The 15,503-nt window shown below is 66.8% G+C and carries 15 protein-coding genes; 8 read left to right on the top strand and 7 right to left on the bottom strand.

Going from position 1 to position 15,503, the window contains the following annotated elements:
- Window positions 1-113: 113 nt before the first annotated feature.
- Complete coding sequence (locus ICJ04_RS02240) at window positions 114-593, top strand: Lrp/AsnC ligand binding domain-containing protein (protein WP_188325943.1); 480 nt, start codon at window positions 114-116, stop codon at window positions 591-593.
- Between the two features lie 59 nt (window positions 594-652).
- On the opposite strand, the gene ICJ04_RS02235 is transcribed toward ICJ04_RS02240, so the two are convergent.
- Both ICJ04_RS02235 and ICJ04_RS02230 read right to left on the bottom strand, forming a co-directional pair.
- Window positions 653-796: a lana protein gene (locus ICJ04_RS02235; protein WP_188325942.1), complete on the bottom strand. Its 144-nt coding sequence runs from the start codon at window positions 794-796 to the stop codon at window positions 653-655.
- Between the two features lie 617 nt (window positions 797-1,413).
- The gene (locus ICJ04_RS02230; RefSeq protein WP_188325941.1) at window positions 1,414-1,827 is read right to left on the bottom strand and encodes a classical arabinogalactan protein 4; all 414 of its coding nucleotides are present in this window, start codon (window positions 1,825-1,827) and stop codon (window positions 1,414-1,416) included.
- 143 nt (window positions 1,828-1,970) lie between these two features.
- On the opposite strand from ICJ04_RS02230, the gene msrB reads away from it, so the two are divergent.
- The 5 genes from msrB (at window position 1,971) to ICJ04_RS02205 (ending at window position 5,253) form a co-directional block, all read left to right on the top strand.
- The gene (gene msrB, locus ICJ04_RS02225; protein ID WP_188325940.1) at window positions 1,971-2,438 is read left to right on the top strand and encodes a peptide-methionine (R)-S-oxide reductase MsrB; all 468 of its coding nucleotides are present in this window, start codon (window positions 1,971-1,973) and stop codon (window positions 2,436-2,438) included.
- A 102-nt stretch (window positions 2,439-2,540) separates the two neighbouring features.
- A complete protein-coding gene (gene motA / locus ICJ04_RS02220; protein WP_188325939.1) occupies window positions 2,541-3,395 on the top strand; it encodes a flagellar motor stator protein MotA in 855 nt (284 codons plus the stop codon).
- 3 nt (window positions 3,396-3,398) lie between these two features.
- Complete coding sequence (gene motB / locus ICJ04_RS02215) at window positions 3,399-4,355, top strand: flagellar motor protein MotB (protein WP_188325938.1); 957 nt, start codon at window positions 3,399-3,401, stop codon at window positions 4,353-4,355.
- 77 nt (window positions 4,356-4,432) lie between these two features.
- Window positions 4,433-4,957, top strand: a complete 525-nt coding sequence (locus ICJ04_RS02210; RefSeq protein ID WP_188325937.1) for a hypothetical protein — start codon at window positions 4,433-4,435, stop codon at window positions 4,955-4,957.
- A gap of 17 nt (window positions 4,958-4,974) precedes the next feature.
- Window positions 4,975-5,253, top strand: coding sequence for a DUF4031 domain-containing protein (locus tag ICJ04_RS02205; RefSeq protein ID WP_188325936.1), 279 nt, complete (start codon window positions 4,975-4,977; stop codon window positions 5,251-5,253).
- Between the two features lie 6 nt (window positions 5,254-5,259).
- On the opposite strand, the gene ICJ04_RS02200 is transcribed toward ICJ04_RS02205, so the two are convergent.
- Entirely contained in the window at window positions 5,260-5,802 is a 543-nt protein-coding gene (locus ICJ04_RS02200; protein ID WP_188325935.1) for a hypothetical protein, read from the bottom strand.
- 148 nt (window positions 5,803-5,950) lie between these two features.
- On the opposite strand from ICJ04_RS02200, the gene ICJ04_RS02195 reads away from it, so the two are divergent.
- On the top strand, window positions 5,951-6,202 hold the full coding sequence (locus ICJ04_RS02195) for a DUF3297 family protein (protein WP_188325934.1): 252 nt from the start codon (window positions 5,951-5,953) through the stop codon (window positions 6,200-6,202).
- A 112-nt stretch (window positions 6,203-6,314) separates the two neighbouring features.
- Here ICJ04_RS02195 and ICJ04_RS02190 read toward each other — a convergent pair whose 3' ends face one another.
- The 3 genes from ICJ04_RS02190 to ICJ04_RS02180 all read right to left on the bottom strand — a co-directional run bounded on the left by ICJ04_RS02190 (window position 6,315) and on the right by ICJ04_RS02180 (window position 12,047).
- On the bottom strand, window positions 6,315-7,961 hold the full coding sequence (locus tag ICJ04_RS02190) for a Na+/H+ antiporter (protein ID WP_188325933.1): 1,647 nt from the start codon (window positions 7,959-7,961) through the stop codon (window positions 6,315-6,317).
- Window positions 7,962-8,113: 152 nt separating this feature from the next.
- Window positions 8,114-8,908, bottom strand: coding sequence for a class III extradiol ring-cleavage dioxygenase (locus ICJ04_RS02185; protein WP_188325932.1), 795 nt, complete (start codon window positions 8,906-8,908; stop codon window positions 8,114-8,116).
- A gap of 187 nt (window positions 8,909-9,095) precedes the next feature.
- Entirely contained in the window at window positions 9,096-12,047 is a 2,952-nt protein-coding gene (locus tag ICJ04_RS02180; protein ID WP_188325931.1) for an EAL domain-containing protein, read from the bottom strand.
- A 303-nt stretch (window positions 12,048-12,350) separates the two neighbouring features.
- Between ICJ04_RS02180 and ICJ04_RS02175 the strand changes: the two genes are divergently transcribed.
- A complete protein-coding gene (locus tag ICJ04_RS02175) occupies window positions 12,351-14,468 on the top strand; it encodes a M13 family metallopeptidase (protein WP_188325930.1) in 2,118 nt (705 codons plus the stop codon).
- Window positions 14,469-14,514: 46 nt separating this feature from the next.
- On the opposite strand, the gene ICJ04_RS02170 is transcribed toward ICJ04_RS02175, so the two are convergent.
- Window positions 14,515-15,426: an oxygenase MpaB family protein gene (locus ICJ04_RS02170; protein ID WP_188325929.1), complete on the bottom strand. Its 912-nt coding sequence runs from the start codon at window positions 15,424-15,426 to the stop codon at window positions 14,515-14,517.
- Window positions 15,427-15,503 lie beyond the last annotated feature (77 nt).

Genomic DNA, 15,503 nt, shown 5'->3' with positions numbered 1-15,503 from the left:
GCACGCTGGGACCCTATTCGGAGAAGTATAGTCAGCACAAACCAGTGAATTTGCGCGTTTTTTGAAAGCAGATCAGGATATTTACCTGAAATCCATACTCCGCAGGTGACCCGATGGCCACGCGTATTCGCGACCTCGACAAAATTGACCGAAAAATACTGCGCATCCTGCAGGCGGAGGGCCGTATTTCCTTCACTGAACTGGGCGAACGCGTCGGGCTGTCGACGACGCCGTGTACGGACCGGGTGCGCAGGCTGGAACGCGAGGCGGTCATCACCGGGTACCACGCGCATCTGGACCCCGCGGCGGTGAAGGCAAGCCTGCTGGTCTTCGTGGAAATCAGCCTGGCGTACAAGTCCGGCGACATCTTCGAGGAGTTCCGCCGCGCGGCGCTGAAGCTGCCCAACGTGTTGGAATGCCATCTGGTGTCGGGGGATTTCGATTATCTGCTGAAGGCACGGATCAGCGAGATGGCGTCGTACCGCAAGCTGCTGGGCAGCACCTTGCTGACCCTGCCGCATGTGCGCGAATCAAAGAGCTACATCGTGATGGAAGAGGTCAAGGAGACCTGGAGCCTGCCGATTCCTGATTGACCGGATACGGCAGTGCCGGCCCTTGGCCGGCACCCTTTCCTCGCTCCCACGATGGGGCGTCAGCGCTGCTGCTTGGATCCCTGCTGCGGCTTGTCCTGCGGCTGCTTGGTTTTCTGCGCATCCGCCTGCTGTTGCTGCTGCTGCGGCTGACGACCCTGCTGCGATTTGTCCTGCGACTTATCGTCTTTGTTCTGCGTACCCATGATGGCGCTCACTTGAGGGATGGCGCCTTGGTCGGCGCAGGCCCACCTTCTGCCTGCCTGGGTTACTGGCGGGCGAATGTCGCGTGAGCTGGCGTCTTGATTGTGCTGACTGGGCAGCGGGGCGGGTCGAGCGGGTGAGACCCCCTCGCGGCTGGGTGTTGGAGCTGCCGCTGGGTTGGGTCCGGGCGGTGGGGCGGGTCGGGGGACGGCAAAAACCGCTCCTGCGGGCCTCGTTTCGCGCCATCCATGGCGCTCAACGCCCCCGCCCCGCCCCACCGCCCGGCCCCCTGACAGGTTCCGTGGCCGCCAGCCGCGTATGAAAAAAGAGAAAAGCAGTAGCGCCGACCCATGGTCGGCGAGCGCAGCGGGCCGTTGGCGGGAACATTCCGCCGAGCACGGCTCGGCGCTACCGATGGACGCCAGCCAGCCGCGTAATGAAGAAGAAAAAAAAGCGGTAGCGCCGAAGGCAGCGGCAGGAGCCGCGGCCAACGTCGCTTGCGACGGCCCGTAGGGTGCCGGTCAGGACGACTGGCATACCCAGGGTCGGCGAGCGCAGCGGGCCGTTGGCGGAAACATTCCGCCGAGCACGGCTCGGCGCTACCGATGGCCGCAGTGCGTTACGGCTTGATCTTGGAGTCCGCGCCCTGCGGCACGCTGTCGTGGTATCGACCAGTGCGCGAGTCAAACACGCGGTTCTGGCCGGCCGGCCGCACGCCTGGAATGATCCGCCCATCGCGGTCATACACCTTCGCCGGGGCGGTGCTGGTGGGGGGCGGCGCTATCTGCGCCGGTCCCGTGCTGCGGATCGGTCCGGCCGCCGGCGGTGGATTCATCAGGGGGCGCGGCGTTTGCACCGGGGACGGGGGCGATGGCTGCACCGGTCGCGGCGGCTGGGCAGGCACAGGCTGCGCTGCAGGCGGCGTCACCGTGGTCGCCCCGCGGGTGGACGTCGGGCTGGACGGCGAGGCGATCTGCGCCAAGGCCAGGGTGGGCAGCAGCAGCACGCCCAGCAACAACAATGATCGGTTCATGGCACGGCTCCCACACGGTGTGACCCCAGCCTGCACCCGGCCCTGTGTGCTGCCCATGAATGGTGCTGCCCATGAAGGGAGCCCGCGCTTGCATGCCGTCGGCGCCGGCCCCATCTGCAGACAGTCCCCCATGGAGATCCCGCATGAGCGCCTTCGACCTCACGCCCCCCAGCGACGCCCAACGCCAAGCGCTGGAAGCCAGCCTCAGCCCCGACGAGGCGCGCGTGCTGCTCCAGCACGGCACCGAAGCGCCCTTCTGCGGCGTGTTCCTGGACAACAAGCGGGACGGTGTCTACTGCTGCCGCCTGTGCGCCCTGCCGCTGTTCCGCTCCAACACCAAGTTCGACTCCGGTACGGGCTGGCCCAGCTTCTTTGCGCCCTTCGCTGCCGAACACGTGCATGAAATCCGCGACATCAGCCACGGCATGATCCGCACGGAGATCACCTGTGCCCGCTGCGGCAGCCACCTGGGTCATGTGTTCCCGGATGGACCGCCGCCCACGTTCGAGCGGCACTGCCTGAACTCCGTCTCACTTTCATTCACCGAGAATGGCGCGCCCTACGCCGATCCGCTCAAGCGCGGCGGTGCTGAGGCCCAGCCGGCCGCCTGATCACCTGACGGCACCAGAGCGGATGGATTTCACACATCCGCTCTTCAGAAAACCCGTGAACGCGCCGTAAAGGGAGATACCCCTGCTTCCTGCGTCGCGTCCATGCTCATCCTCATCGGCTTCCTCGTTGTCATCGCCAGCGTGCTTGGCGGCTATCTCGGCGCCCACGGTCGGCTGGGTGCCCTGTGGCAACCGTATGAGCTGGTCATCATCGGCGGTGCCGCCGTGGGCGCGTTCCTGGTGGGTACGCCGGCAAAGACGGTCAAGCAGACCCTGCAGGCCAGCGTGGCCGTGTTCAAGGGGCCGCGTTACAAGCGGCAGGACTATCTGGATGTGCTCAGCCTGGTCTACGAACTGCTCAACAAGGCGCGTCGCGAAGGCTTCATGTCGTTGGAAGACCACGTAGAGAAGCCCGGCGAAAGCCCGATCTTCGCGAACTACCCGAAGGTGCAGGCCGACCACCATCTGGTGGACTTCATCACCGACTGCCTGCGCCTGATGATCGGCAGCAACATCGAACCTCATGAACTGGAGCCGCTGCTGGAGCTGGAGCTGGAGAAGCACCACGCCGAAGCCTTGGCGCCTTCGCAGGTCGTGACCAAGGTGGCCGACGGCCTGCCCGGCTTCGGCATCGTGGCCGCCGTGCTGGGCATCGTCATCACCATGGGCTCCATTGGTGGCCCGATCGAAGAAGTCGGCGCACACGTGGCCGGCGCGCTGGTCGGCACCTTCCTCGGCATCCTGCTGGGCTATGGATTCGTCGGCCCGATGGCAGCGGCCATGGAAGCGCGCGCCGAGCAGGACAGCCGCATCTATGAGTCAGTGAAGACCGCCCTGCTGGCCTGCCTGCGCGGCTACAACCCGAAGATCGCCCTGGAGTTCGCCCGCAAGACCCTGCCCTCCGATGTGCGCCCGGCCTTCTCGGAGTTCGAGCAGCACCTGAAGACGGTCAAATAAGCCATGTCGGACACCAAGCCCACCGTCATCGTTCGCCGGGTCAAGAAGCACGGCCACGCCGCGCATCATGGCGGCTCGTGGAAAGTGGCGTATGCCGACTTCGTGACCGCGATGATGGCGTTCTTCCTCGTGCTGTGGCTGGTGGCGTCCACCAGCAAGCCCGAGCGCGGCGCCATTTCCGAGTACTTCCGCAACCCCAGTCCGTTGTCGGGCAAGAGCACCACGCCGGCTCCGGGCATGGCCGGGCCCGGCGGTGCCAGCACGTCGATGATCAAGCTGGGCGGCGCGGCCGACGTCAGCCGCGGCAACAGCAGCGACCCGTTCCAGAACCAGCGTGAAGCCATCCCGCAGGCCATCGATCGCCGCGAGCGCGAGAAACAGCAGCTGGAATCGCTGATGAAGGAACTGCAGGAAGCGATCAGCAAGAGCCAGGCCCTGGAACCCTTCAAGGACCAGTTGCTGCTCGACCTCACTCCGGAAGGGCTGCGCGTGCAGATCGTGGACAAGCAGAACCGGCCGATGTTCGACCTGGGTGGCTCGTCCCTGAAGGCGTACACCCGCACGATCCTGCATGAGCTGGCGACCTACCTGAACCACGTACCGAACCGGATCAGCCTGACCGGCCACACCGACACCACGGCGTACAGCAGCGTCCATGGCTATGGCAACTGGGAACTCAGCGCGGACCGCGCGAATGCCGCCCGGCGTGCGCTGGTGGACGGTGGCCTGGATGACAGCAAGGTCACCCGCGTGGTCGGCCTGGCCTCCTCGGTGTTGTTCGACAAGACCAACCCGCAGAATCCGATCAACCGCCGCATCAGCATCGTGGTGATGACCAAGGATGCGGAAGCCGCCGCACTGTCCGGCGCCGGCACGCCGGTTGCGATGTCCGCCGCAGTGGCAGACCCCGATGTGCAGGCCGCGCAGGCGCCCATCGAGGTCGGCGACGCCGCCCCCTGAGCGCGCAGGGCATGTCCCTGCGCTCGCTGCCTTGGGCCCTTACAATGGGGGCCTCCTTTTTTGCAGGTAGCCGCATCATGTCCAAGCTGTCCAAGTCCAAGCGCGACAAGCGCAAGAAGCAGCAGCCCAAGCGCCCGTTCGCCCGCCTGAGCGATCAGCAGCAGGTGCAGAACCACGCCGTGCTGACCAATGAAGAAGGCCAGGTCGTGGCCGCGATTGGCCTGCAGGGCCGCCAGTGGCTGCTGTCGATCGGTGGCCAGACGATGGGCAACGCGGACGACCCGATGCCGATGCTGGCCATGCTCAAGCATCTGGCCAATGTGCAGGGCAAGGAAGGCCGCAAGGTCGACCTGCAGTACTCCGATGGCCTGGGCGAGCTGATCAAGGTGATGGCGGCCGAGAAGGACCTGGACGCTGACGCTTACCTGGATGAGCTGGCTGCCGAGTTCGATACCATCGACGCGGAAGACGCAGCTACCGAAGCCACCGCTGACACCGATGCGGACGCAGCTGCAGCCGACGCATCGACCGATGCCGTCGACGTCGAGGCTGACGCCGCTGTCGACGCTGACGCCGACGCCGACGACAAGCCGAAGGCCTGAGGCCTGGCGGAATCACGGTGACGGTCTACGTCGACGACGCAGTACACGCCTGGCGCGGACAGCGCTGGGCGCACCTGATGGCCGACACCTTGCCCGAGCTGCACGCCATGGCGGCGCAGCTCGGCATGCCCCACCGCGCGTTCCAGAACAAAGCCAGTGGCGCGCATTACGATGTCAGCGCGCCGATGCGCGTGCAGGCCATCGCCCTCGGGGCGATGCCGATCTCCCGGCACACCGATCGTGCGCGGATGAAGGCGGTGATCGCCAACGCCCGCGCGCAGTACCAGCCCGACTGAGCCGCGTCAGAACGGGTCGCTGCCCAACCGCACTTCCACGTTCATCAGCGAGCACAGCGCCAGCATCGCGTCGTCATCGCGGGTCAGCGCCATCCAGCCGGTGAAGCCTTCGCTGCCGGCATCCACGCTCCACAGCGTGTAGTTGCGTTCGCGTAGCCGATCGAACGCGGTGGACATCAGCTGCGCGCCGTCCAGGTCCGCCGTGAAATCCTCATCGTCCAGGTCGCCGCCCCACTCCACCTGCAGGTTGAACCGTGCAGACAGCTCGTTGACGGCCGACATCAGCGATTCCAGATCGTCGCGCTCCACCTCGAAGCCACTCTGCCAGCCGATCGCCCCGAACAGCGGCGGCAGCCAGTCGCTGTCGGCCTCCATCGGCTCGCCCTGCTCGGCCAGCAGCTCGCGGAAGCGGTTGAACTGCTGCAGCGCCAGCTCTTCGTCGCCCGGGTTGATCAGCACCAGCAGGTTCCACGCACGTGCCTCGAAGTCGGCCTCGTCGAAGTCGTGCTCTTCTTCCTGGAAGTCGAAATAATCGCTGTTGTCGGGCATGGGCGTGTTCCTGGGATGCGTGGTGCGTGGCCTGCATTCTGAGGCCTGGCGGCTCGAGCCGGAAGCACCGGGATTGGGCCACGCCGCCGGGCCGGGTATCCTTTACCGCATGAAGCCGGCCGTGTTGGCCGCCACAGTGAATCCTGCAATGAGCGATACGCCTCCCGACCACCTGGCCATCAACCCGGCCAGCCCCCATCACGACGCCCAGGCGCTGGAGCGCGGCGTCGGCGTGCGTTTCAACGATGTCGAGCGCACCGACGTCGAAGAGTATTCGGTCAGCGAAGGCTGGATCCGCGTGCAGGCCGGCAAGGCCCGTGACCGCCGCGGCAACCCGATGACCTTGAAGATCAAAGGCAACGTCGACGTGCGCTTCCTGGACCTGAAGCCGCAGGGCTGAGCTTTCGCGGTCACGGGGGGCAACCGACTGGGTAGAGCCGACTTCAGTCGGCTGCTCTACCGCAGGCAATCGGCAACAGCAGCCGGCTGAAGCCGGCTCTACCAGGGGCCGATCATTCCCGCTGCCGGGATTCCAGCAGGTCCAGGTTGCGGATCAGCTTGCGTGAGATCTCGTCGGAGATCACCCCGCGCCGGGTCAGCCGGAACAGTTCTTCGCGCTCGGCCACCAAGCCGGCACTGCGCAGCTGGCGGTAGCCGCGCTCCATGCGCCGCACCTTCTCCGGATCGACATCGGGGCCGTTCTCTTTTTCCAGATTGCGCTGGTACAGCAGGCTCACCCGCGACGCCGCATCGTTGTACAGCTGCACGTTCTCGGTGGTCTGCTTCAGCACCAACTGCTGCCGCATCCGCTCCACCCCGGCCAGCGCCGCCTTCGAAGCCAGCTTGCGGGCCACGTCCTCTTCCTTGCGCTCACCCGAATCAGCCGGCAACTGCAGCCCTTTCAACAGCTGCGGCAGCGCCACGCTGGCTCCGATCAGCGAGAACAGGATCACCGCGGCGGCCAGGAAGATCACCAGGTCACGTGCCGGGAACGGATCACCGCTGGGCAGGAACAAGGGCAGGGTCAGCACGCCGGCCAGGGTGATCGCGCCGCGCACGCCGGCCACCGAGGTCGCCACCACGATGCGCCAGCCGGGCGCTTCGCCCTGCTTCTGCCCGCGACGGCGCACACGCAACAGGTTCCATCGTAGCGACAGCCATACCCACAACAGACGCAGCAGGATCAGCGCAAGGTTGATCACCAGCACATACACCGCCAGCCACCACGGATTCTGGTGGCCGCTCTCGCCCATCGTCTCGATGGCGCGCTCCACGATGCCCGGCAGCTGTTCGCCCAGCAGTACGAACATGATGCCGTTGAAGGTGAACTGCAGCATGTTCCACACCGCCGAGCGCTGCACCCGCATGCTGCCCGATACGCGGCCCGTCAGCTCTACGTAGCTCATGGTGATGCCGGCGGCCACCGCAGCGAGGATGCCCGAGGCGTTGATCTCTTCGGCCAGCAGGTAGGCCGCGAACGGGATCAGCAGGTTGACCAGCATCGCCGCGCCCGGCTCTTCGCCGAAGCGCCGCCACAACCAGCGCTGGAAGGTGGATACCCCGAAGGTCACCGCGACACCCACGGCCAGGCCGGCCACGGCCACCCACAGGAAGGTCAGCGACGCGGTCGCCAGCGAGAAGCTGCCGGTCATCACCGCGGCCACGGCAAAGCGGAAGCAGACCAGGCCCGAGGCATCGTTGAGCAGCGATTCGCCCTCCAGGATGTGCATCAGACGCTTGGGAATGGGGGCCTTCGAGGCGATCGCACCGACCGCCACCGGGTCGGTCGGCGAGATGATCGCCGCCAATGCGAAACACACGGCCAGCGGCATCACCGGGATCATCCAGTGGATCAGCAGGCCGGCCCCGAGCACGGTGAACACCACCAGGCCGAAGGCCAACTCCAGGATCGCGCCCTTGTCGCGGAACAAGCCCTGCTTGGGAATGCGCCAGCCGTCGAGGAACAGCAACGGCGGCAGGAACAGCAGGAAGAACATGTCCGGGTCGAGGTCATGACCCCGGTTGAACACCCCGGCAATCACCGCGCCCAGCGCGATCTGCACCAGCGGCAACGGCAGCGAAAACGGCAGGACCCGGACGAGGTAGCCGCTGGCGACTACCGCGACCAGCATCGCCAGTACGACTTCAATGGTATGCATGCATCATCCAGATGACGGCGCGGGGGGAAGGATGGCCGACAGGCCAAGCGCCACTAACGCGAAAAAACTAGCACACCCATTTGATATCGCCCATAAGCGGAGCGTGTGGCGGTCGGCAGATACGGAGCGAGCGCGAGGGAGTGCGCGGGTCGTCAGCTGCGCTCGCCGTCGAAGCGGTAGATGTCCATCGCCAGCATGCCCGCGTCGATCCCGGCATCGATGCGCTGCGCGCCCAACCCGCCCGTCCCTGCCGCCCCCATGGCGAAATGCAGCGGCTGCAGGTGCTCGTCCGTCGGATGTGCGCGCGCCGCGTAGGGGGCCTGGCGCCGGTAGTCGAGCAAGGCATCGACATCGCTGGCAGCCAGGCGCTGCTCTACCCAGTTGATGAAAGGACGCACGTAGGGCGCCTCCTTGCCATCCTGATACGTACCGAAATCGTGCAGGTTGTGGGTGATGCTGCCCGAGCCGATGAGCAGCACCCCTTCGTCGCGCAGCGGCGCCAAGGCACGGCCCAGTGCAAGCTGGTGCAGCGGACCGCGCTGCGGTTGCAGCGAGATCGGCACGACCGGGATCGACGCGTCCGGGAACAGCAGGCGCAGCGGCACCCACGCCCCGTGGTCCAGCCCGCGACTCACGTCCAGCTGTGCGTCCAGGTGTGCGTCCTGCAGCCTCTGCAGGACCTGCGCAGCCAGCACGGGGTCGCCGGGGGCCGGGTAGCGGATCCGGTACAGCGCCTCGGGGAAGCCACCGAAATCATGGATCGTCGGGGGTTGCGGATGCGCGCCGACGCGCGGCAGGTCACTCAACCAGTGCGCACTGGCGATGACGATGGCGCGGGGCCGTGGCAGGTCGGCCGCCAGCTCCGCCAAGCGAAGGCCGACCTGGCCCGGCTGCAGCGCCGTCATCGGCGAACCGTGGGAGATGTACAGACTGGGCAGACGGCGCATGGTGCGGGCCTCGGAAAACCTGCGACCAGCGTAGGCCTCGCCGACGACGCGATAAACAGGACCGACGAGCCGGTCCGTCCCAGCAATGACCGCAATGCCGCCCCGTCGCGCCGAGCGGCCAGCATCCGTAGCGCCGACCCATGGTCGGCGAGCGCAGCGGGCCCTGCGCGCCCCCTCCTGCGCGCTCTCAGGCCTCCACCGCATCCAGCTGCGCGATCACCGTCGCCAGCGGCGCCGGGCGCCCCAGCAGGTAGCCCTGCACCTGATCACAGCCGTGCGCGCCCAGCCACTGCAGCTGGCCCGGGGTTTCCACGCCCTCCGCAATGATCGTCAAGCCCATGCTGTGCCCCAGCGACAACAGCGCCCGACAGATCGACGCATTGCGCGGATTGGTTTCCACATCCGCCACGAAGCTGCGGTCGATCTTCAAGATATCCAGCGGCAGGTGCTGCAGGTAGGACATGCTCGAATACCCCGTACCGAAGTCATCCAGCGATACGCAGATGCCCTGCTCGTGCAGCCGCTGCATCGTCTGCATCGCCTGTGCAGGCTTGCGCATCAGGCTGCTCTCGGTGAGCTCCACCTGCAGTGCACCGCGACGCAGGCCGAACTCCTGCATGGCGCGCGCGAACTCACCCACCAGATCACTGTTGAAGAACTGCACCGCCGACACATTGACCGCAATCGGCAGGTCACCCCAGCCGGCATCCACCAGCTGCCGCTGCGCCTGCGCCGCCGCGCGGATCACCCAGCGCCCCAGCGCCAGGATCAGGCCGGTGTCTTCGCACAGCTGGATGAAGTCGCCCGGCGGAATGAAGCTGCCATCGGCCTGCGGCCAGCGAAGCAACGCCTCCAGCGCGGCCGGCGTGCCATCGGCGGCATGACAGATCGGCTGGAAGTAGAGCTCGAACTCGGCGTCGATCGCGTTGTGGATCCGCCCGGCCAAACGCAGCCGCTCGGCCAATCGCGCGGTCACGCTGGGGTCGAACCATGCCAGCGCGTCGCCCTCGGCCCGCGCACTGTGGGCCGCTTGTGCGGCCATACCGATCACCTGGGTAGCCTGCAGGCCATCGCCCGCGATATGCACCGCCACCCCCACGCTCGGCTCGAACTGATGCAGCGACTCCTTGCCACGTACGGGCTCCGATACGATCTGCACCAACGCGTCCAGCGCGCTCTGTGTTTCCTGCCCATCACGGAAGGCGAACACGAAGTCCTCGCCCGGCTGGAAGGCCAGCCAGCCGTAACGTGCGCCCAGCCCACCCAGCCGCGTGGCCATCGCCTGCAACACCGCATCCCCGATATCACCCCCCAGCGCATCGGACACCAGCTGCAGTCCGCGCAACTGGATGAAGGCGACGGTGTACCCGCTGCCGCAGTCGTCCAGTGCAGCAGCCAGTGCGCGCGGATTGAGCAGACCGGTCTGCGGATGGTGGCTGGCGTGGTAGGCAAGTTCGCGCTCGTAGGCCAGCCGCTCGCTCACGTCCTCGGCCAACACCAGGCACGCCGAACGGCCATCGAAATCCAGCCGCGACAGATGGGCGCGCACTTCGAAGACGCTGCCATCCTTGCGCTGGTGCAGCCGTATCTTGGCATCCTGTACTTCGCCGACGCGGGCATCGGCGATCGCGCCGCGGATCTCTTCCCAGCCCTCGCGCGGGCGGATGTCGAGGATGCTCATCCCGAGGAACTCTTCGCGGGTATAGCCATACTGGCTGATCGCCGCGCGGTTGACCTCCATGAAGCGCAGCGTGTCCGGGTCGAACACCCAGAACGGCGCGGGATTGCGGTCAAACAGCAGGCGGAATTGACGCTCCGCCTGTACCAGTCGCTCACGGGCCTGGTACCGCTCGCTGATGTCGGTCACCGCGCCGATCACGCGCCGCTGCCGGTCGGACATCGCCACGCGGCGTCCACGCGCGCTCACCCAGCGTATCTCGCCGCCGGGCAGCACCAGGCGGAACACTTCATCCAATACCGCATCACCGGCAAACGCGCTGTCGAAGGCGGCCTGCAGGCGACCCGCATCCTCGCGGTGCACGCGGGCGAAGAAATCCGAAACCGGCAGGGTGTCCACCGGCACGCCGAACAGCTCACGCGCCAGCGGCGACCAGTGCAGCTGGCAGGCATCCTCATCGACATACCAGGTGCACACGCGACCCACCTGATGCGCCAGCAGCAGCTCGGCATGGCCGGTGCGCAGCTCTTCGGCCAGCACGAGCTGGCGTCGGCTGGTACGACGGACCACCCACACCAAGGCACCCAGCAGCACCCAGTACAGCAGGAACATCGCCGATGCCGCGTACAGATACGGCCACCACGCAGACAGCACGTCGCGCCTTCCCAATCCCGCATACACCGCCAGCGGATACTGGTGCAGCGTGCTCATCGCCGAGATGCGGGTCGTCCCGTCGATGGCGCTGGTTTCCACGCCAAGCGAGTGCACCGCATCGGTGCCCAACGCGGACCGGTGCGGCAGGTCGAAGCGCTGCCCCACGATGTCGCCGCTTGCCGGCGCGCGGGCCAGCACGTGTCCTTCCACGTCGGTGATCGATACGACGCCCTGGCTACCGATATCCAGGCCGCTGATGATCCGTTGCAGTTCGCTGGTATGCAGCCGCACCAGCAACCAGCGATCCTGCTCAAGCTGCAGTGCCAGCGGCAGCACCCAGTTCAGTCCATCGTGACGCTGCGGCGGACCCAGGTACAGATCGCTGCCAGAGCCACGGCGCTGGCCGTCCACCCACAACGGCAGCTGCAGGTCACCGACTCCGCTGGTGATCGCGCGCCCGTGCTGGTCCACCACTACGATGCTGTCGAGCTCGGCATGGCGGTGCAGCACGCCGGCGATGTTCTGGTCCAGCAACTGAGGGGCCTGCGCCGGCACGCTGCGGAACAGCTGCGCCGCATCGGCCCCGATGCCATGCATCGCCCGTTCCACATTGCGCATTTCCAGCCATAACAGGCGCTGGCTGCCCACCGCCAAGGTGCGGCTCTGGCGCTGCGCCACGTCTGCGCGACGCTGGAAATCGCTGGCCAGCATCGTGGCCAGCCCAGCGCCGAACAGCACACCCAGCAGCGCGCCGCCCCACAGGAAGGCGCGCTGCGGGCGCAGCAAGGCGCGACTCAGTGCGGACATCGGTGCGAACGTTGCCAATGGTGGGCAGTTGCTCTCATGCGCAAAACGCTTCCTGTGATCCTGACCAGAGCGGCCGCGGATGCACTTTCTTGACTGCCCTGATTGTTTCCCGGTGATGTCGCGCGCAGCGCGCCCAGCCCGGCCCCGTTTGCAGCATGCATCAGGCAGATGACGACAGGAAGAGGAGCATCCCCCGTTCAGCCACATCCGGCACAGGCGCCGCCCTGTTGCGGCACGGTTGCCACTGCAACCAGCCCCGGTAGCAGGCAGTAGACTGGTATTTTTCCGCCGTTCGAGAATTCCATGCCCAGGTTGCGCCGCTCTCCCCTGCTGCTGGCCATCGCCGCCAGCCTGTCCCTGACCCTGTCGGCCTGCGGTGGCGATACCCCGGCCGATGCGCCACAGCCCCAGCAGCAAGCCGCCGCCGAGGCTCCCGCCAAGGCACAGCTGGGCAGCTTCGGTTTCGATGCATCGGGCATGGACCGCAGCGTGGCCGCGGGCGACAACTTCTTCGACTTCGCCAACGGCAGCTGGGTCAAGAACACCGAGATCCCGGCCGACCGCTCGCGGTTCGGCAGCTTCAACGTGATCGCTGAAAAAACCCAGGCCGATACGCGCGCCATCCTGGAAGGCGCGGCGAACAATGCGCAGGCCACCGGCGAAGACAAGCTGATCGGCGATTACTACGCGGCCTACATGGACGAGGCCGGCATCGAACAGCGCGGACTCGCCCCGGTGCAGCCGCAGTTGCAGGCGATCGAGGCGCTCGCCGACAAGGCCGCGTTGGCCCGCGCACTCGGTGCCGACGTGCGCGCCGACGTGGACCTGCTCAACGCCACGAACTTCTACACCGACCGCTTGCTCGGGCTGTGGGTGTCGGTCGACCTGCTGCAGCCGGAGCGCACCGCGCCTTACCTCGTGCAGGGTGGGCTGGGCATGCCGGACCGTGATTTCTACCTGGGCGATGGCCGCATGGCGGCGTTGCGCAAGCAGTACCAGGACTACGTAGGCCAGGTGCTGAAGCTGGCCGGCGTCGCCGACCCCGCCGCGAAGGCGCAGCGCATCGTGGCGCTGGAAACCAGGATCGCCCAGGCCCACGTGAGCCAGGAAGAAACCAACGACGTCGCCAAGGGGGCCAACCCCTGGACCCGCGAAGACTTCAGTGCGAAGGCGCCGGGCATGGACTGGGCCGCGTTCCTGGAGGCCTCCGGGCTGGGCCAGCAGCAGGATTTCATCGTCTGGCAGCCCAAGGCCGTCGCCGGCCTGTCGCGGCTGGTCGCCACCGAACCCCTTGAAGACTGGAAGGACTACCTGACCTTCCACGCCCTGGACCGGGCCGCGCCCTACCTGCCGAAGACGTTCGCCGATGCGCGCTTCGCCTTCCATGGCACCGCACTCAGTGGCACCCCGCAGCAGAGTGATCGCTGGAAGCGGGCGGTGGACGATGCCAACCACGCCGTGGGCGAAGCCATCGGCAAGCGCTACGTGGAAAAGCACTTCGACGCCAAGACCAAAGAACGCGCCGACGCGATGGCGAAGAACATCATCGCCGCCTTCTCCAAGCGCATCGATGGCCTGGAGTGGATGTCACCGCAGACCAAGGCCAGTGCCAAGGCCAAGGTTGCCGGACTCACCGTGGGCATGGGCTATCCGGAGACGTGGCGCGACTACAGCGGCCTGGAGGTGAAGCGGGATGACCCGTTGGGCAATGCGCAGCGCGCCGAACAGTTCGAGTACCAGCGCAATCTTTCCAAGTTGGGCAAGGCACCGGACCACGGCGAGTGGGCGATGCTGCCGCAGACCATCAACGCGATGAACGTGCCGCTTGAAAACCGCCTGGTGTTCCCGGCGGCGATCCTGCAGCCGCCCTTCTTCGACGGCGCCGCCGACGATGCCGTGAACTACGGCGCCATCGGTGCGGTGATCGGCCACGAGATCAGCCACGGGTTCGACAACGCGGGCGCGCTGTTCGATGACACCGGCCGCCTGCACAACTGGTGGACGCCGCAGGACCTGCAGAAGTTCAACGCAGCGGGCGACGCGCTGGCCGCGCAGTTCAGCAGCTACGAGCCCTTCCCCGGCGTGCACGTCAACGGCCGCCTGTCGCTGGGCGAGAACATCGCCGACGTGGCCGGACTGGGCACCGCCTACGATGCCTACCAGCTCTCGCTGCAGGGCAAGCCGGGACAGACGCTGGAAGGCTTCACGCCCGATCAGCGCTTCTTCCTCGGCTTCGCCCAGGCGTGGCGCAGCAAGAGCCGCGAGCAGGCCCTGCGCAATTCGTTGTTGACCGACGTGCATGCACCGGGCCAGTTCCGCGCACTGACCGTACGCAACATCGATGCCTGGTATCCCGCATTCGACGTAAAGGAAGGCCAGAAGCTCTATCTGGCGCCCGACAAGCGCGTAAAGGTCTGGTAATCCCTGGTAGCGCCGAGCCACGCTCGGCGAGCGCACCGGTGGGCCGTTACAGGCCCGCCGGCCACCGCTGCAAGTGCGCCGCTTCAACACCCACCCGCGCACACGCCCGGCTCGCCAATCCATCCGGAAGCGCACGCCGGAACAGCGGCGCAGCCCCCTGCAACAGCCGCATCGATGCCTGTGCCTGGACCCGCTGCCGCGTGCCGTGCTCCAGCAGCTCGCTTGCCCACTCCGGCAACAACGCCGCCCCCGCGCCCATGAACACATCCCGCGACAGTCCTGCCACCGGCACGGGCAACTTCACCGCAGACAGCACCTGCAACACCTCGCGCGCCCGGGCATCCAGGCACAGCTGCGGCCGCTGCATCGCAAAGAACGCATCCACTTCCGCTGCACTACGCGGCACATCCCTCGCCCCCAATGCTTCGGCGACACGCCGGAACTCGTCGTAGTAGCGATCAACCATCGCGTCGGGCATCGCCCGTCCATAGCGGCGAAATCCCTGCAGGAAGCCATAGGCCTCGGTCACATGCACCCAGGTGAGCAACAGCGGGTCATCGGCGGCGTAGGGCACACCCTCCACGCTGCCGCGCACGCGCGAATGGATCCGGCGCACCCGGGCCACGAGCGTGTCGACTTCCGCCGTGGGGGCATAGGTCGTGCCCGCGACGAATGCCGTGGTGCGGCGCAGGCGCCCGACCAGGTCTTCGCGGAAGTTGGAGTGGTCGTACACCCCCGCCAGCGCACGCGGATGCAGCGCCTGCAGCATCAGGGCACAGAGCCCGCCGGCGAGCATCGACGGCAGTTCGGCATGGACCCGCCAGGTGACGCTGTCCGGCCCGAACCAGCCCGGGTCCCCGATCGGATGGTCGTAGTCGATCTCGCTCTGTCCGCGGGGAAAGGCATCCATCACCCAGCGGCGGATGGGCGCGGTCAGCGGCGAAAACAAAGAAGGCATGGGGCGATCATAGGACCTGGCAGTGGCGCGGCTTGCGCGATTTGGCCCCATTGTCGGCCACTCGACACCCGATCCTT

The organism is Stenotrophomonas sp. 169, assembly GCF_014621775.1.
In the GTDB taxonomy this organism is placed as follows: domain Bacteria; phylum Pseudomonadota; class Gammaproteobacteria; order Xanthomonadales; family Xanthomonadaceae; genus Stenotrophomonas.
This window is presented reverse-complemented; position numbering and strand designations above follow the sequence as displayed.